The 24433-nt window shown below is 33.0% G+C and carries 21 protein-coding genes; 13 read left to right on the forward strand and 8 right to left on the reverse strand.

Translation table 11 applies throughout. From position 1 onward, the window contains the following. Positions 1-30: 30 nt before the first annotated feature. The 13 genes from B0A68_RS17705 (at position 31) to B0A68_RS17770 (ending at position 10937) form a co-directional block, all read left to right on the forward strand. Positions 31-693, forward strand: coding sequence for a hypothetical protein (locus B0A68_RS17705; RefSeq protein WP_035683396.1), 663 nt, complete (start codon positions 31-33; stop codon positions 691-693). Between the two features lie 313 nt (positions 694-1006). After that, positions 1007-1501, forward strand: coding sequence for a TlpA family protein disulfide reductase (locus tag B0A68_RS17710; protein ID WP_035683399.1), 495 nt, complete (start codon positions 1007-1009; stop codon positions 1499-1501). Positions 1502-1607: 106 nt separating this feature from the next. Next, positions 1608-2360 (forward strand): triose-phosphate isomerase, encoded by a 753-nt coding sequence (gene tpiA / locus B0A68_RS17715; protein WP_035683401.1) that lies wholly within the window; start codon positions 1608-1610, stop codon positions 2358-2360. A 180-nt stretch (positions 2361-2540) separates the two neighbouring features. Beyond that, positions 2541-3374, forward strand: coding sequence for a 50S ribosomal protein L11 methyltransferase (prmA, locus tag B0A68_RS17720; protein ID WP_035683403.1), 834 nt, complete (start codon positions 2541-2543; stop codon positions 3372-3374). Between the two features lie 27 nt (positions 3375-3401). Beyond that, entirely contained in the window at positions 3402-3677 is a 276-nt protein-coding gene (locus tag B0A68_RS17725; protein WP_035683405.1) for an ATP-dependent Clp protease adaptor ClpS, read from the forward strand. 94 nt (positions 3678-3771) lie between these two features. Then, positions 3772-5286 (forward strand): WG repeat-containing protein, encoded by a 1515-nt coding sequence (locus B0A68_RS17730; RefSeq protein WP_165571329.1) that lies wholly within the window; start codon positions 3772-3774, stop codon positions 5284-5286. Positions 5287-5626: 340 nt separating this feature from the next. Then, positions 5627-6313 (forward strand): lysoplasmalogenase, encoded by a 687-nt coding sequence (locus B0A68_RS17735; RefSeq protein WP_035683408.1) that lies wholly within the window; start codon positions 5627-5629, stop codon positions 6311-6313. Positions 6314-6426: 113 nt separating this feature from the next. Then, the gene (locus tag B0A68_RS17740) at positions 6427-6882 is read left to right on the forward strand and encodes a hypothetical protein (RefSeq protein WP_035683410.1); all 456 of its coding nucleotides are present in this window, start codon (positions 6427-6429) and stop codon (positions 6880-6882) included. A 678-nt stretch (positions 6883-7560) separates the two neighbouring features. Next, positions 7561-8379 (forward strand): 3-deoxy-8-phosphooctulonate synthase, encoded by an 819-nt coding sequence (gene kdsA, locus B0A68_RS17750; RefSeq protein ID WP_035683414.1) that lies wholly within the window; start codon positions 7561-7563, stop codon positions 8377-8379. Between the two features lie 20 nt (positions 8380-8399). Further along, positions 8400-9305, forward strand: a complete 906-nt coding sequence (locus B0A68_RS17755; RefSeq protein WP_035683416.1) for a hypothetical protein — start codon at positions 8400-8402, stop codon at positions 9303-9305. Between the two features lie 99 nt (positions 9306-9404). After that, a complete protein-coding gene (locus tag B0A68_RS17760; protein WP_035683418.1) occupies positions 9405-10082 on the forward strand; it encodes a YiiX family permuted papain-like enzyme in 678 nt (225 codons plus the stop codon). A gap of 93 nt (positions 10083-10175) precedes the next feature. Further along, entirely contained in the window at positions 10176-10628 is a 453-nt protein-coding gene (locus B0A68_RS17765) for a hypothetical protein (protein ID WP_035683421.1), read from the forward strand. Between the two features lie 3 nt (positions 10629-10631). Continuing rightward, positions 10632-10937, forward strand: coding sequence for a hypothetical protein (locus B0A68_RS17770; protein ID WP_035683424.1), 306 nt, complete (start codon positions 10632-10634; stop codon positions 10935-10937). Between the two features lie 74 nt (positions 10938-11011). Here B0A68_RS17770 and B0A68_RS17775 read toward each other — a convergent pair whose 3' ends face one another. The 8 genes from B0A68_RS17775 to B0A68_RS17810 all read right to left on the reverse strand — a co-directional run bounded on the left by B0A68_RS17775 (position 11012) and on the right by B0A68_RS17810 (position 24357). Continuing rightward, on the reverse strand, positions 11012-12400 hold the full coding sequence (locus B0A68_RS17775; RefSeq protein ID WP_035683426.1) for a M20/M25/M40 family metallo-hydrolase: 1389 nt from the start codon (positions 12398-12400) through the stop codon (positions 11012-11014). A 165-nt stretch (positions 12401-12565) separates the two neighbouring features. Beyond that, complete coding sequence (locus B0A68_RS17780; protein ID WP_035683429.1) at positions 12566-14482, reverse strand: discoidin domain-containing protein; 1917 nt, start codon at positions 14480-14482, stop codon at positions 12566-12568. 30 nt (positions 14483-14512) lie between these two features. Beyond that, positions 14513-15295 (reverse strand): glycerophosphodiester phosphodiesterase family protein, encoded by a 783-nt coding sequence (locus B0A68_RS17785; RefSeq protein ID WP_035683432.1) that lies wholly within the window; start codon positions 15293-15295, stop codon positions 14513-14515. Positions 15296-15385: 90 nt separating this feature from the next. After that, a complete protein-coding gene (gene bglX / locus B0A68_RS17790; protein WP_035683435.1) occupies positions 15386-17686 on the reverse strand; it encodes a beta-glucosidase BglX in 2301 nt (766 codons plus the stop codon). Between the two features lie 10 nt (positions 17687-17696). Beyond that, positions 17697-18410, reverse strand: coding sequence for a carboxylesterase family protein (locus B0A68_RS17795; RefSeq protein ID WP_035683437.1), 714 nt, complete (start codon positions 18408-18410; stop codon positions 17697-17699). Between the two features lie 10 nt (positions 18411-18420). Continuing rightward, positions 18421-19788, reverse strand: coding sequence for a glucoamylase family protein (locus B0A68_RS17800; protein WP_035683440.1), 1368 nt, complete (start codon positions 19786-19788; stop codon positions 18421-18423). 71 nt (positions 19789-19859) lie between these two features. Then, on the reverse strand, positions 19860-21323 hold the full coding sequence (locus B0A68_RS17805) for a RagB/SusD family nutrient uptake outer membrane protein (protein WP_051892530.1): 1464 nt from the start codon (positions 21321-21323) through the stop codon (positions 19860-19862). Positions 21324-21327: 4 nt separating this feature from the next. Next, positions 21328-24357, reverse strand: a complete 3030-nt coding sequence (locus B0A68_RS17810; protein WP_035683442.1) for a SusC/RagA family TonB-linked outer membrane protein — start codon at positions 24355-24357, stop codon at positions 21328-21330. Between the last annotated feature and the right edge of the window lie 76 nt (positions 24358-24433).

Raw genomic sequence — 24433 nt, forward strand, 5'->3', positions numbered from 1 at the left:
TGCTAAACCATTTTAAAAACAACCTCATCTATGAAACAATTTCAAAAATTCTGTTTTCTATTTACTTTACTGTGCGTATTTATGGCTTTTAGTCAGGAAAAAACACCATTAAAAGATCAACGCTATGTATTTTTTCTACATAATAAATTTATCGAAGAAAATGATTTAAGCGCTGCACATCCTGAATACGGCAGATCTGAATACACAGAAATAATCAATTCTTTTAAAGCAGCTAATTTTATTGTTTTCAGCGAAAAAAGAAAGAAAAACACCAACGCTTCTGATTATGCAGAAAAAGTCGTAAAACAAATTAAAGCACTTTTGAAAAAAGGAATTCCTCCTAATAAAATAACTGTAATCGGAACTTCTAAAGGCGGTTATATTGCGCAGTACGTTTCTACTTATTTGGCAGATCCTAATGTAAATTTTGTTTTTATTGGATGTTTCAGAGATTCTGATATTAAAGAAATTCCAGATATTAATTTCTGCGGTAATATTCTAACCATTTACGAGAAATCAGATATTTACGGCGTTTCGGCTGTTAAAAGAAAGGAAACTTCAAAACTCAAAATAAATCATTTTAAAGAAATTGAATTGAATACGAATTTAAAACATGGTTTTCTATTTAAAGCTTTAGACGAATGGATCATTCCAAGCAAGAAATGGGCAAATGAAAATTATGATCTAAAATAAAATGCAAAAAGAGCCTTCAAATGATTCAAATTCATTGAAGGCTTTTTTGTTGGATCTGACTTTTTTCGGCTTCAAAAATTAGTCTTCAAACCAAAAAACAAATCATTTTTTCGACTTAAAAAATACACATTCAAAAAATGAGAGGATTTTACAGCCAACTATTACGATTTCATTCGGCTTTTTTTAACCCAAAATGATCGTTTTGTTACAAAATAAACGACTCTTCAAATTTTGTTAATCCGCATTTAGCTTTCAATTTGTTTGTTTAACTTTGTGAATTCGGTACCTAACAAAAAATTAATATAATTTATATATGAAACAAATCGCTTTAGTGGTAATAGCATTTATTACATTTTCATGTTCACAGGCTCAGAAAACAAGTTTTTCAAAAGAAGCTTTGTCTGAAAAATTATTAGGAACTGACGATAGTCAGACTACTTTTAAAAACATCTTAAAAAAATATAAAGGAAAAACTTTAGTAATCGAAGTTTGGGCTTCTTGGTGCGGCGACTGTGTAAAAGCAATGCCAAAAGTAAAAGAACTTCAGGCAAACAATCCAAATGTTTCTTATTTATTCCTTTCTGCTGATAAAACGGCTGAAAAATGGAAAATAGGAATTGAAAAACATGAATTAAAAGGCGATCATTTTATGATGAATGACGGCATGAAAGGTGTTTTTGGGAAAGCTATAGACTTAGACTGGATTCCGAGATATATTATCGTTGACAAAACAGGGAAAATTGTATTGTACCGCGCAATCGAAACTGATTTTGATAAAATCAACGCTGCGTTACAAGGTTTAAAATAATCCTTAAATGACAATTTAAAAAATCAATTTCAATTTTGACTTTGATTATATTTAGATTAAAACTTCAAAAAAAACAAATTTAAAAAGAATAACAAAAACTACCAAAATGAGAAAAAAGATTGTTGCAGGAAACTGGAAAATGCACAAAAACGCAGCACAGACTGAGGAATTATTAAGTGAATTAATCAACAAAATACCAGCTCAAACAAATGCACAAGTTATTGTGGCTCCAACATTTGTAAACTTGGCTGCAGCTGTTGCTAAAGTAAAAAACACAACTATCGGCGTTTCTGCTCAAAATGTTCACCAAGCTGAAGGCGGTGCGTTTACAGGAGAAATTTCTGCAGAAATGTTAACCAGCATTGGTGTAAACACAGTAATTCTTGGTCACTCTGAGCGTCGTGCTATTTTTAACGAAACAGATGCTTTAATCGCAAATAAAGTAGACACTGCTTTAAAACATGACCTGACAGTTATTTTCTGTTTTGGAGAAGAATTAAAAGACCGTCAGTCTGGAAATCACTTTAATATTGTTGAAAATCAATTACGTGATGGATTATTTCAAATTGCAAAAGAATCTTGGTCTAAAGTTGTTTTAGCTTACGAGCCCGTTTGGGCTATCGGAACTGGAGAAACTGCTTCGCCAGAACAAGCACAGGAAATGCACGAATTTATCAGAGAAGTAGTTCGTAAGGCTTACGGTGCTGAAATCGCTGATGAAGTTTCTATTTTATACGGTGGTTCTGTAAAACCAGAAAATGCTAAAGAAATCTTCTCTAAGCCAGATGTAGACGGAGGTCTTATTGGTGGAGCAGCTTTAAAAGCTGATGACTTCCTGGCCATTGTAACTGCTATCTAGATTTTGGTTCCATACTGAAATTTCGGAATCAGAATAGATTTTACAATTTCATTATATATAAAAGTGTTCACTGATGTGAACGCTTTTTTTATGCCTAAAAATATTTTTAAATTAACAATGTTCGATTAGATTTTTAAGCAACTTCTGTTTTGGATTCTTACCTTTGCAAAAAAATTATTTATGTCGAATATATATTTAGGGTATCATTTTACAATTGAACCAAAAGAATTAGGATCTGAAATTTTAGTTGCTGAACTGGGTGAAAAAGCTTTTGAAAGTTTTACAGAAACAGAAAGCGGCATTTCAGCTTTTGTAAAAAAAGATTTATGGGACGAGAATATTCTTGATGACATTTATATTTTGCAATCTGAAGAATTTAAAATTGAATACACAATCGAAGAAATCGATCAGGTAAACTGGAACGAAGAATGGGAGAAAAACTTTGAAGCAATAGACGTTGACGGAAAATGCCATGTACGCGCTCCTTTTCACGAAAAAACAGATGCCGAATTTGATATTGTAATCGAACCAAAAATGAGTTTTGGAACAGGTCATCATGAAACGACTCATATGATGATTCAGCATTTATTAGAGATAAATGTAGAAGGTTTAAAAACTTTAGACATGGGCTGCGGTACTGCAATTTTAGCGATTTTAGCTGAGATGAAAGGCGCACAGCCAATTGATGCAATTGATATAGATAATTGGTGTTATCTTAATTCTATAGAAAATGCAGAACGCAATAATTGTAAACACATTACCGTTTATGAAGGCGATGCAGCTTTACTGGCAGGCAAAAAGTACGATTTGATTATTGCTAATATCAACCGTAATATTTTGCTGAATGATATGCAAAGTTATGTAGATTGCTTAAACAAAAAAGGAACTTTGCTCTTAAGTGGTTTCTATGAAGAAGACATTCCGTTTATTGATGTTTCCTGCACAGAAAAAGGTCTGACTTATGTTAAAAAGTTTCAAAGAAATAACTGGGTTTCATTAAAATACGTAAATTAGTTTTATACAGTACAAAAATCTAAAAAAATGAGTACTAAAGAAAAAGTAAAAGAAAGAGTTAGAGAAAAAGAAGCCGTTGGTTTTAATAACGAAATTATTGTGTACAATGATGATGTGAATACTTTTGACCACGTAATTGATACTTTAATGCGCGTTTGCAGCCATACTGCAGAACAAGCAGAACAATGTTCGCTAATTGTACATTACAACGGAAAATGCACGGTTAAGACTGGTCCGATTGATAAATTAAAACCACAATGCACACAACTTTTGGAAGCTGGACTGAGCGCTGAAATTGTTTAAATTAACATATCTAAAGAAGCATTCTATTTTATTCTATATTTGAATAATTAGAATGCTTTTTTATTTGTCTTTAAGATTTACCAAAATTACTATTATGAGAATTATCAAACTTCTTCTTTTTCTATTTCCCATAATTTCCAGCAGCCAGCAGAAATTTGATAATTTACGAGAGCAGCTGGCTAAAAGCAAGACTATTGGATATGAATATGTATATAGTTACGAAAACAATTATGCCGTTTTTAGAACTTTTAAAGACAAAATGGGATTAATTGATACTCTTGGCAATGTTATTATCAAGCCTCACTACCAATATATCTACAATAAAGAAAATCTTAAAAATATATTTGAAGTTGGAAATACGATTAACAAAAAATTCAAACGAGGCTATATTGATTTGAAGGGAAATGTTAGGATTCCGCTTGAATATGATAATGTTTACAGCTTTGGAAAAGGTTTAATTAGTGTTTCAAAAAACAATAAAGAAGGCGTTGTAGACACTTTAAACAAAACAATTCTGCCTTTAAAATATCAGAACATAATGAGTCAGGATGGGATTTTGTTTGTTCAAAACAATAATTCACTCGACCTTTTTGATGCCGCTGGAAAGCAATTAACAAACTTTCAGGCTAAAGGCATCGAATATTTCACAAACAATAAATCGATTGTAACACTTCAAAACAATACTACACTAATTATAAACAATAAAGGTGCTGTTGTATTGAATACTATCAAAAATCATAAATTTGAAAATATAATTGGTACGGATTCTTATATCATTCGCAACACGATAACGAATAAAAAAGGCGTTATAAATTCTTCCGGCAAATATGAAATTGAATGTAAGTATGATGATATTTCACCTTCAAACTCCATTTATATTGTTCATGAAAAAGAGAAATATGGCATCATTACTAAAAACGATTCTATTCTAAAACCCTTAATTTACACATCTATTTACAATGTGAATTACAGGGATACTACCCAATTTAAAAATCAATATCTTACACAAAAAGGTGATTTAAAAGGTATAATAAATCCTTTTATGGAGAAAGAAATAATTCCGTTTAAATATCAAAATATACAAACTTTTTCAAACGATTATATCGTAACCAATTCTGAAAATAAAAATGGTTTGTATTCTGAAAAAGGAGAACTGATTGTTCCTGAAGATTATGAATTTTACAACGGTTACAAGAATAGAATTTTCGCAGTAAAAAACACCAAAAATTATCTTCTCACAATCGATAATCAAAAGTATTCGGAAATAGAATTTCTCGCTGGTGAATTTGTAAAAGAACGTTATTTTTCAAACGGAATTTCGACAAGCAAATACCAAATATTCAAAAATCTAAATGAATTCGGCGTGGTCAGCAATGAAAATAAAATCGTAATTCCATGCGGATTTAGTTCGATTAAACAGATCTATTCTACTGGAGAATTTATTGTTCAGAAAAACAAAAAATACGGAATTCTAAATGCTGAAAATAAACTTCTTTTAGAAATGAAATACGACACTTTTCAAATAATAAAGGAAGTGGTGAAATTTGGAATCAAGAATCAAAAAACACCAAAATTTCATTCGGTTAATTTTAATGAAAACCTACAATAGCAGTATTTCAGTATTATTCACACTTCTTTTACGAGTTATTTATTTGATAACACAGCCAAAACTGGCTCTCCAGACATCTTTATTTATGGATTTTTTATCTTAATAACCATGATTTAATGAATAAAAACAGCAACGCTGTCATTTGGGAGGGGCTTCGTTTATTAACGGAAATCGCTATTACAACATACTGTGGAGACTGGTTTGGTTTAAATCATTTTTTTTCGTTGAGTAATTATATCATTTTTAGCTATTTTAGCCTATCGTTTTTGATTACAAATTACTTTGTAAAAATTGACTTTAAAACCAACCCAAACCATTAATAAATTCATAACCCCCTATTATGAAAAATACTTTATTTTTTAAAATTTACATTGCCTTCAGCATTGTGTATCTCTTTATTTTATTATTTCGATATGATAATTTAGACCTTCTTTTTAAACCTGTTTTAATGCCTCTTTTAGGATTTGGTGTATATGTTTATCCCAAATTTCCATTACGAAAATTTCTTTTAAGAGCGTTGGTATTATCATGGATTGGCGATGTAATACTGCTTTTTGCAGACATTGCCGAAATTTATTTTATTCTTGCATTAATCTCTTTTCTTATTTCCCACATTTTGTATTCCCTGATTTTTAATAAACAAACCAAAATTCAGAACAACAATAAAAAGATTTTTTTCTTAATCGGGAGTTTGGTAATTGCATGTTATTTGATCGCAATGATCCTATTTTTAATGCCGACTTTGGGCAATCTGGAAATTCCGGTAATTGTTTATGCAAGCGTTATTTCGACCATGCTTTTATTTGCCTTTAATGGTTTCTTAGTGTGGGAAAAGCCCGGAAATATCTATATTTTTACAGGAGCTCTGATCTTTGTAATTTCAGACAGTATCCTGGCTGTCAATAAATTTCATCATCCAATAGAAAAAAGTTCATTTTATATTATGCTCACCTATCTTGTGGCAAAATATCTGATTGTAATGGGTATCATAAAATTAAACTCCAGCGTAGAACGTCTGGAGCTTTAATTTTAAAATTTAGTAAAAAAGAAGTTTATTTTTAAACTGCTCTTTCTTAATCTAGATTATAAAATTTATTGATTTTAGTACTTACATTTGTATTACAAAATAAGCCCTTGAACATGAAAAAAACAGCACTTTTTATCGTTTTACTACTTTCTACGGTTTCCTGCATCAGCACAAAATCTACTTTGAAAAATGTAGATGATAATGCGCCAGATTTAATCCTGAAGAAAAACAATACTTTTGCCATTACCTTATTTAGTAATGACAAAAAATACGGTTATGATCCTGATTATCCTGTAAACATTTTTTATAGAAATACAAAAGACGAAGCTTTGAATGAAACTCGTTTTTTAAATGCTCTGGCTGGTCCAAACGGTGAAAAAATTACTTTCACGAGATTAGAAACCTGTTGCCCTTTTCCTACCAAGAGAAGTGATATGGGTGCCGGTTTTCTAAATGTTTATGAATTGAAATGGGAAGGCCAGAAAAAACCAACTAAACTTTATTTGAATGTTTATGAAAAAGGCGTTTTGATGGTTCCGATGGGATTGACTTTGAGTAAAGAAAAATAAATATAAGTGTAGAGATAATGATTAAAAACAAAATAGTTTTTGGCACTTTTATTATTTTATTATTGATTCTATTTCCATACTCGATTTTACTTTTAATTTTCCATTCTGATATTTTATCCTCGGTTATTCCGGGTTGGAATACAACGATATATCCAATAGGAGCAATTATTAAATTGCCTGTATTATCGATTACAGTTTATTATTTTTGGAAACTTTCGAAGATTACAAAAGAAATAGATCTCAAAAAAGTTATTGTATATCTCCTGCTTACAATTCCAGCAGTGATAATTACAAAACTCAATCTCTTCCAGTTGGTTAATTTTGGTTTAACGACTCCTGAAAATTTCGAAAGCCAAATTATAATTGTAGTTATTATAAATATTATTGCAAATACTCTTTTTTTTACGGGTCAGATTCTATTTGGCTTCTATTATATAAAACAAACAAAAAAATTAACTTAAATTTTCTTAACACTGTCGAAGCTAAAGTTCTGATATAAGAGAAATCATTTTTAAATAAAAATATCTCCCAAGCAAACTGCTTGGAGTTCATTAACTGATTTAAAAATAGAAATGGAAAGGGTTCCCGTCACAATTGGGATTCACAAATAATTCTTAAATCTTCATCTCAAACTCATAAATCATAACTACCTTTGCACAGTCAAAAATAATTCATATTATGAACATACAACATATTCCACAAATTAAGCATACTGACAGCGGAAATTTCTTTTTATTAGCGGGACCATGCGCTATCGAAGGGGAAGAAATGGCTCTTAGAATTGCTGAAAAATTAGTTGGTATTACCGACAAACTTCAGATTCCTTATGTATTTAAAGGATCTTTTAAAAAAGCCAACCGTTCTAGAATTGACAGCTTTTCTGGAATTGGTGACGAAAAAGCATTAAAAATTTTAAGAAAAGTATCAGAAACTTTTCATATTCCGACTGTTACAGATATTCATACAAATGAAGATGCAGCTATGGCTGCACAATATGTTGATGTACTGCAGATTCCTGCTTTCCTGGTTCGCCAGACTGATCTTGTTGTTGCGGCGGCAAATACAGGAAAAGTAGTTAACTTGAAAAAAGGACAATTTATGAGTCCGGAGAGCATGAAACATGCTGTTCAAAAAGTATTAGACTGTAATAATGAGAATGTCATAGTTACAGATCGTGGTACTATGTTTGGATACCAGGACATGATTGTTGATTTTAGAGGTATTCCTACTATGCAGCAATATGCTTCTACAGTTTTGGATGTTACGCATTCTTTGCAGCAGCCAAATCAAACTGCCGGAGTTACAGGAGGAAGACCTGATATGATCGAAACTGTTGCAAAAGCCGGTATCGCAGTTGGTGTTGATGGTATTTTTATCGAAACACACTTTGATCCCGCTAATGCAAAAAGTGACGGTGCTAATATGCTTCATTTAGACTATTTTGAAGGTTTGATGACTAAATTGGTGGCGATTAGAAAAACAGTTAACTCATTCTAAATTTATAATACTTAAGTTCTTTGAAAACAAAATTTTTATTTTTCGTCTTGCTTGGCTTTTCATTAAGCACTTTTGCGCAAGAAGAAATTCCGGTACAAAAATACACTGCTCACAATAAAGGAAAATTCTTTGTAATGTGGGGTGGAAATAGAGATACTTACTCTGACTCTGATGTAAATTTCAGAGGTAAAGATTACAACTTTACAGTGAATAATATGACAGCTCATGATAAACCTAAAGGCTGGCATGTAGACTATATTAATCCTGCTAACATGACTATTCCTCAAACTAACTTGAGATTAGGTTATTTCTTTAGCGACCATTATAGTGTTACAATTGGTGTTGATCACATGAAATATGTAATGACACAGAATCAAATTGCAAATGTTACTGGAAACATCAATCTGCCTGCAGATGATCCTGCTTCGATCTACAATGGAGAATACAATAACAGACCTGTAGATATGTCTCAGGGTGGTGCTAAAGAAGGTGGTTATGACAATGGTACTACACCTGTAAACGGTCCTGCTTTTCTAATGTATGAGCATACAGATGGTTTAAACTATATTAATACCGAAGTTTCTAGATTTGATGATATTTCGAAATTGTTCAGTCTTCCAAATATTGATAAAGTTCAGATAAACTTAACCGAAGGATTAGGAGCTGGTGTTTTGTATCCAAAAACAAATACAACTCTTTTAGGGAAAGAACGTCATGATGATTTTCATGTTTCTGGTTATGGTGTTTCTGCAAAAGCTGGTCTAAACATTACTTTTTTCAAACATTTCTATATTCAGGGAGAGTTAAAAGGCGGTTATATCAATATGCAAGATATTAGAACTACTACAAGTAACGAAGATAAAGCTTCTCAAGACTTCTTCTTCTTCCAAAAAATTATTGCTGTTGGAGGAATTTTCAGAATCTAATATCTCGTAAAAATATTTTATAAAATAGCTGTCATTTTATTTGGCAGCTATTTTTTTTATCATTTACTTTGCAACTCAAAGTACTTTAAATTCTGCTTTATGAAAAAGAAACAATACTTATTTCCGCTCATTACTTTTATCCTAAGTTTCGGATGTGCATTATTTGTTGCGATAAAAGTTTTTCCAAACAATCCAATTACTGGAATTAAAAAGGAAACAAGTACCTCAGAAAAATTTAAAGATGCAGATATAATTTTTCAGACTTCAGAATCTAAACAATGCGAAGCTGTTCGTATTGCTACTAATTCTAAATATTCTCATTGCGGGATTATTTATAACATAGACGGAAAATGGTTTGTATATGAAGCCGTTCAGCCAGTAAAAATAACACCGCTGGAAGATTGGATTACACATGGAAAAGATCATAAATATGTTGTAAAAAGGCTGAAAAATGCAGCAGCTGTTTTAACTCCTGAAGCACTTGAGAAAATGAAAAATTATGGCAGTCAATTTAATGGAAAACAATATGATGCCTATTTTGAATGGACAAACGATCGAATTTATTGTTCTGAACTGGTTTGGAAAATATATAAAGAAGGTGCCGGAATTGAATTATGTAAACTGCAGCAATTGAAAGATTTTAATCTGAATGATGAAAGAGTGCAGAAGATATTAAAAGAAAGATATGGAAATGATATTCCGCTGGACGAAAAAGTAGTTTCTCCTTCTAACCTATCCGATTCCAATCTATTAGTTACTGTAATAGATAATTACTAAAATTATAAAAGCTAATTCCAATCTTAATTAGCTTTTTATTTTAACTTTTTACTTTGAAATTCAAAGAACTTTAAGAAATAAAAATAACCACTTATGAAAGATCAATTTGTCGAAAAAATGTATGAAAGAACTAAAAAGCCTTATCAAAAATATTTTAAAAGAAATACACCTTGGGACATTGATAAAACCAAGCTTTTAAGTTATCCCAAAGATTCTTTAGGATATGGCTTAGGAAATTTTCTTTATAAAAATCATCTCGACATACAGCCAAAACTAGAAGATCATGATATTATACATGTTTTGACCAATACGGGTATTTCTGTTCCGGAAGAAATCGGAATGCAGTATTATCTTTTAGGAAATGGTAAGAAGAGTATGTATCTGTTTTTGGTAATACTATCGGGTACATTATTTTATCCTGCAAAAGTCCGCTATTTTTTGCAGCAATTCAGAAAAGGATATCAAGCACATTCTTTTTATTATTTGAATTTTTTAAATATGCTTAACATGCCTATTCCGGCAATTCAAAAAACATTTAAAATATAATCTATGAAAACCATTGACCAAAAACCTTTTGAAGAAACGCAGTCTATTGACCTTACAATTGGATCTTTTATCATTATAACCATTTTATTTGCTCTTTATATGGTTTCTAATGAAAGTTCTAATATTTTAATTTTTGCTTCACCATTTATAGTTTCAGCAATAATTCTTAACGTTATAATGCTGTTTCATCTGCTAGACAATTTTATAAGACATTATGAAATGCGAAAAGATATTGGCATTAAAATTTTAATATTATTATCTAATATTCCGATAACTTTTTTGTACTACACCGTTGTAATAAAACTCTAATATGAGTTGTTGATTTTTGGATAAAAAAAAGCTGCGAGATGTACTCGCAGCTTTTATAATAAGGTAAATAAATCTTAATTCGCCTTCGGAAGTTCAATTCCGTTTTGATCCATTAAATACATTAATGATGTCATTGTAGCAGCGCCAAGTTCTAATTCTCTCTTGTTTATAGCATCAAATTTATCGTTTGCTGCATGATGGTAATCAAAATAGCGTTGAGAATCTGGTTTTAAGCCAGCCTTTACAATTGCTTTAGAAGTTAGATGACTAATATCTGATCCTGCATGTCCTATTGTAAAACTATGAACTAAATAAGGTTCAAAAAAGTCTTTATATCCTTGTATCTTTTTTAGATTAACATCATCTGCTTCTATAGAAAACCCTCTTGGACTAAAGCCGCCTGAATCACTTTCCAGAGCAAAAATATGATTTTCGTTATTTTTCTTTGATTGTTCTTCGTACTTCGCACCACCTTTACCACCATTTTCTTCATTCATAAACAAAACTACACGAATCGTATTTTTCGGTTTATAATTTAAGTTTTTAAGAATGCGCAGTACTTCCATACTTTGCACTACTCCTGCTCCATCATCATGAGAACCGTCTGCAAGATCCCAAGAATCCAAATGCCCGCCGACTACCATAATATTTGAAGGATTTACTGTTCCTGTCAGCTCACCAATTACATTATGAGATAAAACATCCGGCAGTGTTTCGCAAGATTGTTTAAAATAAAATTTTAAAGCTGGGTTAACTTTTAAAGATTTGCTTAATAATTCAGCTCCATTTGTACTGATTGCAGCTGTTGGAATATATTGCTCTTTTGGCAGATCGCCATAACTTTGTGCACCTGTATGCGGGAAATCGTCCAGACGCAGATTCATAGAACGAACAATTGTTCCTACAGCTCCTAATTTTGCTGCTTCTTTTGCACCTGCAAATCTTTGGTCAACACATGCTCCGTAAGAAACAAATGTTTCTACATTTTCCGGATTCATTGGTCTGTTAAAGAATACAATTTTTCCTTTTATTTTATCGCCTAATGCAGCCAGCTCATTAATTCCCTGCACTTCAATTATTTCGGCTGTAAGACCGGTTTTTGGAGTAGCAACTGAACCTCCTAAAGCACAAATTGGCACAACAGTTTTTACTTTTCCATCTAAAATGTAAGCAGTTTCTTTTTCGCCGCGCACCCAATGAGGCACCATAACTTCTTGTAAATAAACTTTGTCAAGTCCCAGACTTTCTAGTTGTCTTTTGGTATACTGAACGGCATCGCCGGCAGTTGCAGAACCTGATAAACGTGCTCCGATATCATTAGACAAATATTCCAGCCAGCTGTAACATTTTGACTCAGTTAAAGCTTTTTTATAAAATAACTTAATGTTTTTCTCATCATTTGACTGTGCAAAAGAAGTCAATCCGTTTAAAACTAAAACAGTTAAAAGAATCGTTTTTTTCATGGTTTTTATAGCATTTTTGGGTTATGTACTCACTTTTTTTGTGAGCAGAACAAAGGAACAAAATTCTTAACAACTCAAAGCATTTACGAAAGCTTTTCTCAAAAAAAAACTCTAAATGTGCATTTTATGGCAGCAGTTAGAGTTTTTTATTAGCATTAAATCAAATTATTTTACTTCGATGATCTTGTTTTTTGTTCCGATTCCATTTTCATTAAAAGGTTCAATTGTAAAATAATATTTTGTGCCTTTATCTAAACCTCTAAAATCATAAGAACTTTCTCCATAAACCATAATATTGTTGTATAATTTATCGGGAGTAATTCCGTAATAAATAGTATATCCTATAGCATCTGATTGTTTTTTCCATGAAATCAAGGCATTGCGGGAATCAGCTTTATTTCTGTTGACTTTAAAATCAGAAACCATTTTGGGTTTTTCAGCCAGTCCGTTTCCAAATATCCTAAAATCTGAAACTGCAAATAATCCGGATGCATTGTGAATGTTTTCCATTTTAATATAACGCGTTTTAATAGCTTTTGTAAGCTCTACGTAATCATGAGGTGCATCTTTATCATTTTTAGATTTATCAACAACCAGCGTCCAATTTACAGCATCATCAGACATGTATATTTTATACTGGTAATAAATATCCATTGCTTTATTATACTGAGTAGCTTTATGATCTGCATAATTAATTTGAAGTGCATTAACCTGCATTTTTCTCCCTAAATCCATTTGCAGCCATTCTCCGGGATTGCTTGTTTTAGCAGACCAATACGTCTGAATGTTTTCATCGGTAAGATTATCTGGTCCGTAACAGAATTTCTCATATACTTTTTTCCCGCCGTTATCCATTCTGTGTGTTTCTACTTCCATACATTCTTCAGAAGAAGAAACGGTTACAGGCTTTTTATACGAAAGCAGCATCCATCCTGATGAAGCACCTTTTGCCTGATCACGCTGCGTTGTGGGAAGTGCAATAGGAAAATCTCCGTAAGAAGTAATGGAATACATAACATCATCTTTGTCAAATCCGGCGGGAAACATATCAATTCGACGTTCAAAACGGTCTTTTATAGAAATTTTACAAGTGCCTGTATTCCAATAATTGCCGTAATTATCTGCAAATGTATTTCCGTGTCCGGCACCAATTACAAAACCACCCGGCTTATACGACATCGGATTGTGTTTTTGATAAGTGAACGGTCCCAATGGATTGTCACCAACGTGTACACCATTTGCATATCCTTTAAATTCTGTTGCGGGTGCACCATACTGCATGTAATATTTCCCATTGTGTTTGGTCATCCAGGCACCTTCAATGAAATTTCCCCAAGGTGCTGGTTCCATGTCGTTGTTTGGTCCAAAACGTTCCCATCCGTGAGCGGCAGGATCTAAAATGGCAACTTCTTTTATCTGCCCATACGGACGCTGAATATCCTCAACTTCGGTTGCTTTGTATAATTGTGCATAATCTGCCTGATTTCCTTTTGGAAGCCAGGTTTTATAATCTACTTCTACACCAACAAGAGGGAGTTTTCCGCTTGAACCGTAATACATATATACTTTTTTGTCATCATCCTGAAAAATAGCAGGATCCCATGTTGGCAGCATCGCTTTGTCTACGTGACGTGTCCATCTTCCTGATTTTGGATCTGCTGTTTTCCAGATTGGATGATCTCTCTTCCAGGTAGAACCAACATAAAATAAAGTATCATTTACAACCCATGCTGCAGGAGCACATTGGTCATCGTCTCCAGGCTGTCTTTGAAAACTTCCATAAACAAAATTCCAGTCAGACATATCTTTACTCCAAAAGAAACCTGCCTGATTGGTTGCAAATAAATAGTATTCGCCTTTGTAAGTAATAATTACCGGATCTGCGCTTGAGCGTCGGGATTCAGGAATTCCATTATGATTATGCGTCGTATAATTATAACCAATGTTAATTGGATTACAAAAAGTTGTCGCCGCTGCATTAGGATCAAACCATTCTGTTTTTCCTAATTTTTGTGCCAGGATGTTGTGGGTAAAAAGTATCACAAATAAAATTGGCAATGTCAGTTTATGTATATTTTTCATTTTTTTTGATTTGTTGTAAAGTCTGCCAGATTATTTTTTAATAGTTAATCTTTCGCTTAAAAGTTCAGGTTCATTTGTGGTTATGTAATTGAATTTCTGATTAATAATCCAATCCATATCTGCCGTTTCATTTACTGTCCAGGCATTCAGAATAATTTTATTATCCTTAGCTTCCTTTATCCATTCCGGATGTTTTTTAAATACAGAATAATGATAATCAATGCCATTAATTTTGTCTGCTTTAACTTCTTTTGGAGATTTATTTCCTTCTAAATATTGAAGAGAAGTTTTTGCATCTACTGCTCTAATTTGTTTTAGAATATCATAATCAAAACTAATGTAACAGGTATTTTTATCAGCTTTGAGTTTCTTTATGAGTTCAACGGTTTTTAAGGCTGTCGTTTTTCCTCGTTCTTTACTTATTTCTGATGGTTTTATTTCGCAAACCAAAAGAGTGTGTTTGTTATTTTTTTTACCTTCAATAATATATTCATATAAAGTGGGAAGCTTTTCTCCATTTGAAAGTTTAAATTTTACCAAATCAACGTATTTTGTCTCTTCAATAAGCATTTTGTTATAGTGTGCATCGTGATTGATTACAAGCGAATCATCAGCTGTCCTCCAAACATCAAATTCTGAACCTGCATTTTTCAAATCAATTGCGTGTCTAAGTGCGGCAATAGAATTTTCTGGCAGGTTGTTTTTTTTCCATGCGCCGCGGTGAGCTACAATAGCATTTTGAGTACAGCAGGAAGAAAAAATAATTGTAATGAATAAAAAGAAAAGAGATCGAGATATTTTAAAATCATTCATAATAAACGTAGTTAAAATTTTACAAAAAAGACTCTTGATTCTAGAAAAAAAGCCCTCCAAACGAAGGGCTTTACACTAATCAATAACCAACTATTTAGTTAATTCAAAACTAACTTTCTTGTCTGCGTTTGAATTTGTTCCAACAAAAACATCAAACATCCCAGGTTCAGCTATAAACTGTAAATCAGAATTATAGAATTTTAAATCTTCTACTGTGATTGCAAAATTCACAGTTTGTTTTTCACCTTTTTTAAGTGTTATTTTTTGGAAACCTTTTAGTTCTCTAACAGGTCTTGTAACAGATCCTACTAAATCTCTAATGTATAATTGAACGGTTTCTTTTCCGTCAAAACTTCCCGTATTTGTTACCTCAACAGAAACAGTAACTTTTCCGTTGAAATTCATTTTATCTGATGAAATTTTCACATTTGAATAATCAAATGTGGTGTAGCTTAAACCAAACCCAAAAGGAAATAATGGTTCATTTCTTTCGTCAATATAATTTGATCTGAATTTTTCGAATTTACCTTCCGAATTAGAAAGAGGTCTTCCTGTATTTTTATGTGCATAATAAATTGGCAGCTGACCAACGCTTCTTGGAAATGTTGTTGTCAATTTTCCAGAAGGATTAACATCTCCAAACAAAACATCTGCAATTGCATAACCAGCTTCGCTTCCTGCAAACCAAGCATTTAAAATTGCAGGAACTGTAGCGTTTTCTTCGTTTAATACTAGAGGACGTCCATCAAATAAAACTAAAACAACAGGTTTTCCTGTTTTTAGTAAAGCTTGTAATAAATCTTTTTGTGCTTGTGGAATTTCTAAATTGGTACGACTGCTTGACTCTCCGCTCATTTCTGCAGATTCTCCAAGAGCAGCAACAATAACATCTGATTGATTTGCTATTTTTAGTGCTTCTGCCAATAATTCTTCTTTAGAGCGGCCGTCACGGTGTAATGTTTTACCAAACATTGTTGCATTGGTTTCAAAAGTTTCATCGTAGTCTAAGTTACTTCCTTTTGCATATAAAACTTTAGTGTCTTTTCCTGCAACTTCTTTGATTCCTGCCAGCAATGAAACAGCATTTTCCATTTTTGTAGCTACACTCCAAGTACCAGGCATATTTTCTTTAGCATCTGCCAATGGTCCGATAAGTGCGATAGTCCCAGATTTTTTAAGAGGTAAAGCCTGATTTTGATTTTTTAATAAAACCAAAGATTGTGCGGCAATCTGACGTGCTTCTTTTCGGCTTGATGCGGTGAAGATTTCAGTTTTTGCTCTTTTTTCATCACAATATTTATAAGGATCTTCAAATAATCCTAAGTCGTATTTTGCTTCTAAAATAAGTTTTACAGCGTTATCAATCTGTGCGATAGTAACTCTTTTTTCGTCTAAAGATTTTTTAAGAGTTGTTAAGAATCCTTCGCCAACCATATCCATTTCAACGCCGGCATTTAGTGACAAAGCAGATACATCTTGCAAATTACCCATTCCGTGTTCAATCATTTCCGGAATTCCGGTAAAATCTGTTACCACAAATCCTTTAAACCCCCATTGTTTTCTCAAAACATCTGTCATTAACCACTTGTTTCCTGTTGCAGGAATTCCGTCCACTTCATTAAAAGAAGCCATTACAGAACCTACACCAGCATCAACTGCAGCTTTGTATGGAGGGAAATAGTCGTTAAACATTCTGATATGACTCATATCTACAGTATTGTAATCACGTCCGCCTTCTGGTGCTCCATATAATGCAAAGTGTTTTACACAAGCCAAAATCGTATTGTTTTTTGATAAATCTTTTTGCTGATATCCGTTTACCATAGCTTTTGCTATCTGGCTTCCTAGATAAGGATCTTCTCCTGAACCTTCAGAAACTCTTCCCCATCTTGGATCACGAGATATATCTACCATTGGAGAGAATGTCCAGTTGATACCGTCTGCACTTGCTTCCTGAGCTGCAATCTGCGCACTTCTTTCAATTAAACCCATATCCCACGTACAAGAAAGCCCAAGTGGAATTGGAAATGTTGTTTCGTAACCGTGAATAACATCCATACCAAAAAGCAATGGAATCTTTAAACGGCTTTGTTCAACAGCAATTTTTTGTACTTCTTTAATTTTTTGAACCGATTTAATATTGAACAAACCTCCCACTTTACCTTCAGCAATATTTTTTGCTACATTAGAGCTGTTGGCTTGTCCTGTAGTAATATCTCCTGACGTTGGTAAGTTTAACTGACCCAATTTCTCGTCTAAAGTCATTTTAGAAATTAACTCTGCTACAAATTCAGACTTTGGTTTAATTTTCACTGTATTTTTAGTGTTCTTTTTCTGAGCGTAACCCAAAACAGCACATCCTAAAAAAAGTAAGACTAATTTGTTTTTCATTCTGTTATTTTTATTTGTTTGTATTCTTTTTTACCTGTTTCAACATCCAGTCATAAATTGCCTGATTGTCAAAAACTCTTGTCCAGCTGTCATGTCCCGCATCATCAAATATGGTCAACTCTACATCTCCCGCATTGCATTTTTTTAATTCTTTGTAAATCGTCACAGCATAATCTACTTTTACAACATCATCTAATAATCCGTGATAAATTCTGGTTGGAATGCTGGCTATTTTACAAGCATCTTCCAATTGAATTAAATCAACAAACCCTGATATCGGGACAATTGCTGCAAACATATCCGGATGCGAAAGCGCTAAATTCCAAGTCGCCCAGCCTCCTGAACTCAAACCAGTAACATAGATGCGATTTGGATCGATATTATTTTCTCGTTGAATTTTTAAAATCAATTGATAAATCGATTCTACATCCCAATTTTCATCTTCTTTACATTGCGGCGCCACAACGTAAGCGTCTAATGAATGTGTTTTCAGATATTTTAAAGGACCATGAATCTTTACTTTTTCAATGTCTGTTCCTTTTTCTCCATCACCCGAAATAAAAACTATTAATGGCTTTTTATCTTTTGTATTAGCTGGCTTGTGCAATGCATAACCCAATTCATATTTGGTTACGGTCACTGTTTTCAATTTTCCACTTGTGTCTGTTTGTGCAAAACCAAATAGAGAAAATAAAAAAGTCAGTAATGCTATTTTATATTTCATTTAATGCGTTTTAAATTCCGTATTTACCTGATTTAAAACCGAGTTTTAATAACCCTTGTTTTACTTCTGGAGCATTCATAAACAGTTTCCATAATAAGCCCGAACGATAATTTTCTATCATCACTACCTCTGGCCCCTGATCAATTGCCAAATATCTTTTTGCCGTCCAATTATTCTGCAGACTTACTGCATCATAAAAACCTGCCTCTCCCCAAGTTTCATTTTTATGGTTTTCATACAAATTGCGGATTACTGCAAGTGATTCTTTGGGCGTGTAAACAATAGAACTAATTGCACCAGTAGGCGAGATAACACCTTTATCATTGCTTGGCATATGGGCATCGTAACCCACAGAACCATCAGCATTTCTGGAATAAGATGCTGTTAATCCCCAGTAATCTGGTCCGTAATATTTGAACTTTCCGGGATTTTCAATACAATATTTGTAATCGATTTCAACTTGATTTTTGTTCAAATCAAAATAATTGGCATATTTATCACTTAATTGATTCGGATCAAGTCCAACATAAGAATAATGTGTCCAGAATAATGGCCCGCCAAATTCTTCTGCTCCATTGTGTTTGAGAATTAACGGAATGTCATATTTTGTTTTAGAAGAAACAATACCGCCGCTTCTCGCCCATCCTTCATGATACGCTTTGGCATCTATTGCGTGCGTTGGTGAAGATGCTGCCATGATATAGGTAATCAAACATTCGTTATATCCTTCTAGCGGAAAATTCATCTGCCAATCGTATGTTGGCGACCAATGCCAGTACAATACATTTTTGTTATTGGTAAACCACTGCCATTCTACACCTTTCCATAATGCATCATATTTAGCAGCTACAGCTTTCTCTTTTTCATTTCCTGTTTTTAGATATTCACGAACGGTAATCATTCCTGAAATTAAAAATGATGTTTCGACTAAATCTCCTCCATTATCTTTGATTCCAAATGGTTTAACCTTTCCCGTATTTCCATCAATCCAGTGTGACCATGCCCCGTGAAAGCGATCTGCTTTTGCAAGAAAATCGGCAATTTTGTCTAATCTTTTTACCCCTTCTTCTTTTGTAACATATCCTCTTGAAATACCTGAAACAATTGCCATTAATCCAAAACCAGAGCCTCCGGTTGTTACAATGTGAGCGTCATTTTCAGGATAATTCCCGTCTGGATGAAAACGTTCTCTTGCTAATCCAGAGTTTGGTTCAGCATAATCCCAGAAGTATTTAAAAGTTTGTTTTTGAACAACATCTAAAAGCTGTTCGTCTGTTATTTTTTTAACCGAAGTTTGTTGATTTTCTTTTTGCTTATCTGAATTTGAACCACAACTAAAAAAAGCAAAAGCTAAAAATAAAACTGAAATTCTAATCATTATAAAGATTTTGAGATTGTAATAAATAATCACTTCCTTCTAGAAACTAAAAGGAAGTGATAATATGAATATTAATTATATCCAGGATTTTGAGAAGACATTCCTTCCGCTATCAAAAGAAATGATGCCGGAATTGGGAATAATTCGTTTTTACCTACTGTAAATACTTTTCCATCTACCGCAAAAGCATCTTTTGCCTGACCAGTTCTAACTAAATCAAAGAATCTGTCAAATTCAAAAGCTAACTCAACTCTTCTTTCTTTCCAGATAGCAGTTCTAACTGCTGCCTGAGAAGCAGCTGGAGTATCACCTAAACCAGCTCTGTGTCTGATTGCGTTTAATACTGGAATTGCTTCTGAAGTTTGTCCCAATTCATTTAAGGCTTCCGCTTTCATTAATAATACTTCAGCATATCTTAAATATTTAATGTTAGCATCTGTTTCCCATGCACTTGTATAGGCAGAAGAATAAGCTTTATAATTATATCTCGGATTAGGATCATCTGCACTTATTGTAGGAATTACTCTTCCGTCATATAAAGTTGTACCTCTAAAAATAATCGTTGCATTTTTTCTAACATCACCAGTCTCATAAGCATTTACTAAACTTTGAGAAGGCTGATTGAATCCCCATCCCCATGCATCACGAACACCTTGAGTATTAGAATATCCTTGAATTCCACGAGCCGGTACTGCACCATTACCGTTTATTTCAAAAATAGATTCCCCATCATTTTCTCCTTCTAATCTGAACATTTTTGCATAATCTGGAGAGATACTATACCCTGTAACCAGATTACAGTTATCAACAACACTTTGCCATTTTTTCTGATACAAACTTACTTTTGCTAATAAAGCATAAGCTGCTCCTTTTGAAGCTCTAGCTTTTTCAGCATCTGCATATTGAGATTTATTTGGTAAAACTGCTGCAGCTTCAGTTAGATCTTTTTCGATAAAAGTATACACTTCAGCAGCTGTTTTACGTGTTAACTGCATTGCTTTGTCTTCTGCTGATAATGGAATTTTTGATATGTGGTCTACAATAGGAACTCCTCCATAACATTTTACCAAAGTAAAGTACATGAAAGCTCTTAAAAATTTTGCTTCAGCCATTAATCTTTCTCTTAATGCAGGATCAGCTTTGCTTAATTTAGGCAGAATTTCTAATGCTTGGTTACATCTGTTAATTCCGTCATAGTTTGCATTAAATGTACTTTCAGCAGACGGGTTTGATGCATTGTAAGTTAAGGCATCCAAAACATCTTTATCAGTACCTGTGTCACTAGGAGTTGAACCTTTATCAGCATCATCAGATGTAATGCTTGCTAATCCAATCCATCCGAATGAACTCATGTCCCAGTCTAAAAATTTACTGTAAATTGACGTTACAAACGTTTTTGCTCCATTGTCGTTATTAAACAACTCGATATCATCTGTAGAAATAGTCTCAGTTTGTTTAACATCCAGGTAATCATCAGCACATCCTGTAAAAGTAAATGCCGATAACACGAAGATTGATATATATATCTTTTTCATAATATTAAAATTTTAAATTAGCACCAATTACAAATGATCTTAATGTTGGGTAAGCATCCAATTCAACACCTTGTGTTCCGTAAGGATTACCATCTCCATTTAACTCAGGAGAGAAACCTGAATATTTCTGTGTGATAAATGGGTTGATTGCATTAAGATAAATTCTGCAAGAACTAATAAATTGATCTTCTTTAAGAGGAAGTTTGTAACCTACAGTAATATTGTTGATTCTGAAGAAATCAGCAGATTCCATATAATAAGTTGAAGCAACAGGAACAGTATTAAATGGTCTTGGATTCTGAGACGTTGTATTTGTTGAACTCCAATAATCATTTGTCATAGAAGATTCGATATTTTCACCTCCGAAACGCTGTGCTTTTTTACCATTGTATACTTTTGCTCCTCCAGTACCATAACCGTCAACAGAGAAATCTATGTTTTTGTAAACAAGTCCTAAAGAAACTCCGTAGTTAGAAGTTGGTAAAATTGAACCTACATATTTTTTATCTGTTGTTGCAGATAAAGCATCTTGAGTCACTTTAGCACCTGCAGCATTATAATAAAGCATGTTTCCATTAGCTGGATCTACACCTGCATATTCATAAAGATAGAAACTACCTAATGGCTGTCCAATTGAGTTATTGTATAATAATTTAGTATCTTGACCATTTCCTAAATTACCTCCAATAACTTGAGATAATGAAACATTTTTTAAGCTTGTAAGCTCATTTTTGTTGTGAGAGAAATTACCTCCAACCCAGTAGCTTAAATTATCATTAATTTTATCATCCCAACGTAAAGCAATTTCATAACCTTTGTTTGAAACTTCACCAACATGAGAAGGAGAAGCCGTTGTAATTCCAGAAGTTGGATAAGGTTTTACATATAAAATTACGTTATCTGTATTTTTGTTATAAACATCAAATGATCCTTTCAGTCTGCTGTCCAAAAATTCGAAATCTACACCAGCAGAAGCTTCTTCAGTAATTTCCCATGTTAAAGAAGGGTCAATTTGAGAAGTGATACTTGTTCCTTCATATAAAATAGAACCTCCTAAATAACTGTTTAATCCAGAATTATAACTTTGGCTGTTTAATGGTACATTTTGGTTACCCAATTTACCCCAGCTTCCTCTTAATTTGATTAAATTTACTCCTTTAATATCCGACAAGAAACTTTCTTTAGTCATAATCCATCCAAGACCTACAGATGGGAAAGTTCCCCAACGATAATCTTTTGCAAAGTTTGAAGATCCATCACGTCTAATAGTTCCAGTTAATAAGTATCTGTCCATTAATTTGTATTGGAAACGACCGAAATAAGAAGCTAATTTACTTTCATTAAATACAATATCTTGCAAATTTGTAACAGTACCAGAATAATCCACACCTTTTGCATCTGTCGCATTATATAAAGACCAATAGTTAGAATCAGGACTTACGTTTTTTCTAGTAATTACTAATTTTTCTCTTGGACCTTTTACAGAAGTTTCGATACCTGCTGTTAATTCAACATCATGAATTTTAGCAAACACTTTGTTATAAGTCAAATAGTTAGATAAGTTCCAGTTAAAATACTGCTCTCTTCCTCTAGTCAATAAATTAATTGGATCAGTACTTGAATAATCTCCGTCTTTACGCGTAGGATTAGCAGCTAACCAAACATTTTTAGTATCCTCAAAATTATAATTTTTCCAAGTATAGTATTCACCATTAAATTGTGAAGTAAACTTTAAACCTTCTAAAATCTCATAATCCAATTTCAAACCACCTTGAAGTGTAATACTTCTTTGTTCTTCGTTGTAAAAATCTAATTGTGATACAGGATTACCAACATTGTTAAATGAAGTGCCTGTTGGACTTGCTACTCCGCTTGCATCTGCAAATGGCGCACCATATTGACCGTTTGCAAAACGCACAGGAACAATTGACGACTGCTTGTATGCATTTGTAAATGCACTTAATGGTTTTGGCGTAGAATTAGCCGCTGTAAAACTAAAGTTTTGATTTAAAGTGATTTTTTTAGAAAGTTTAAATTCATTGTTATTTCTAAAACTTGTACGGCTGTAATCTAAGCCGTTAAGAATCGCTTTTTCCTGATAGTTACCTGCACTAAAAAAGTATTTAACATTTTCTGAAGCACCAGAAATAGAAATGTTATTTTGAGTGTAACTACCAGTTCTTGTAATTTCATCAAACCAATTTGTATTAACAGGCTGATTTGTAGAGAATCTATTTGTTCCTAAAGAAGCGTTAGAATAGCTTGCATATTGATTAGCATCTGCCATTTTTACTTTCTTAAGCGGCGTTCTGATACCACCAAAGCTTTCCACTTCTACAGAAATTTTGTCTCCTTTACCTTTTTTAGTAGTAATAATGATAACCCCATTTGCAGCTCTAGTACCATAAATTGCAAGAGATGAAGCATCTTTTAGAATTTCATAAGAAGTAATATCATTTGTATTGATATTATTGATGTTTTCCGTTGGCATACCATCCACAATATATAATGGATTTCTTCCTCCCAATGCAGTACCTAAACCTCTAATAACTACAGAAGGTGTGCTTCCTGGAGCATCTGAAGAAGTCACTTGAACTCCAGCAGCTTTACCCTGAATAGCCTGAGAAGCATTTAATACCTTTGTTCTTGTAACATCTTCTGCTTTTAATGAAGTAATTGCCGAAGTATTATCGATTTTTTTTCTGGTACCATAACCAATTACAACTACTTCTTTTAAAGCAGTATCACCAGCTTCTTTTAATGTAATTGACATCACACCTGCAGTGGCATTTACAGAAACAGCATCAAAGCCTAACATCGAAATTTTTAAGGATTCACCAACCTTGGCGTTAATTGTAAAATTTCCGTCGAAATCTGCATCGGCAGTTGTTCTTGATTCAGGAGCACTAATTACTGCTCCAGGAATTCCCATTCCTGTGCCGTCTACTACTTTCCCTTTAATTGCTTGCGTCTGCCCAATCATATATGTTGGCAGTAACAAGAGCGCTAAAAAGCTAAAAATAAAATTTTTCATACAGTTCGTAATCGTTTAAGTTAGTAGAGCCAAATTAAACAATTACAACGTTGTAGTACATCAAACCATACTACTA

The sequence above is a fragment of the Flavobacterium reichenbachii genome (assembly GCF_002217435.1).
In the GTDB taxonomy this organism is placed as follows: Bacteria; Bacteroidota; Bacteroidia; order Flavobacteriales; family Flavobacteriaceae; genus Flavobacterium; species Flavobacterium reichenbachii.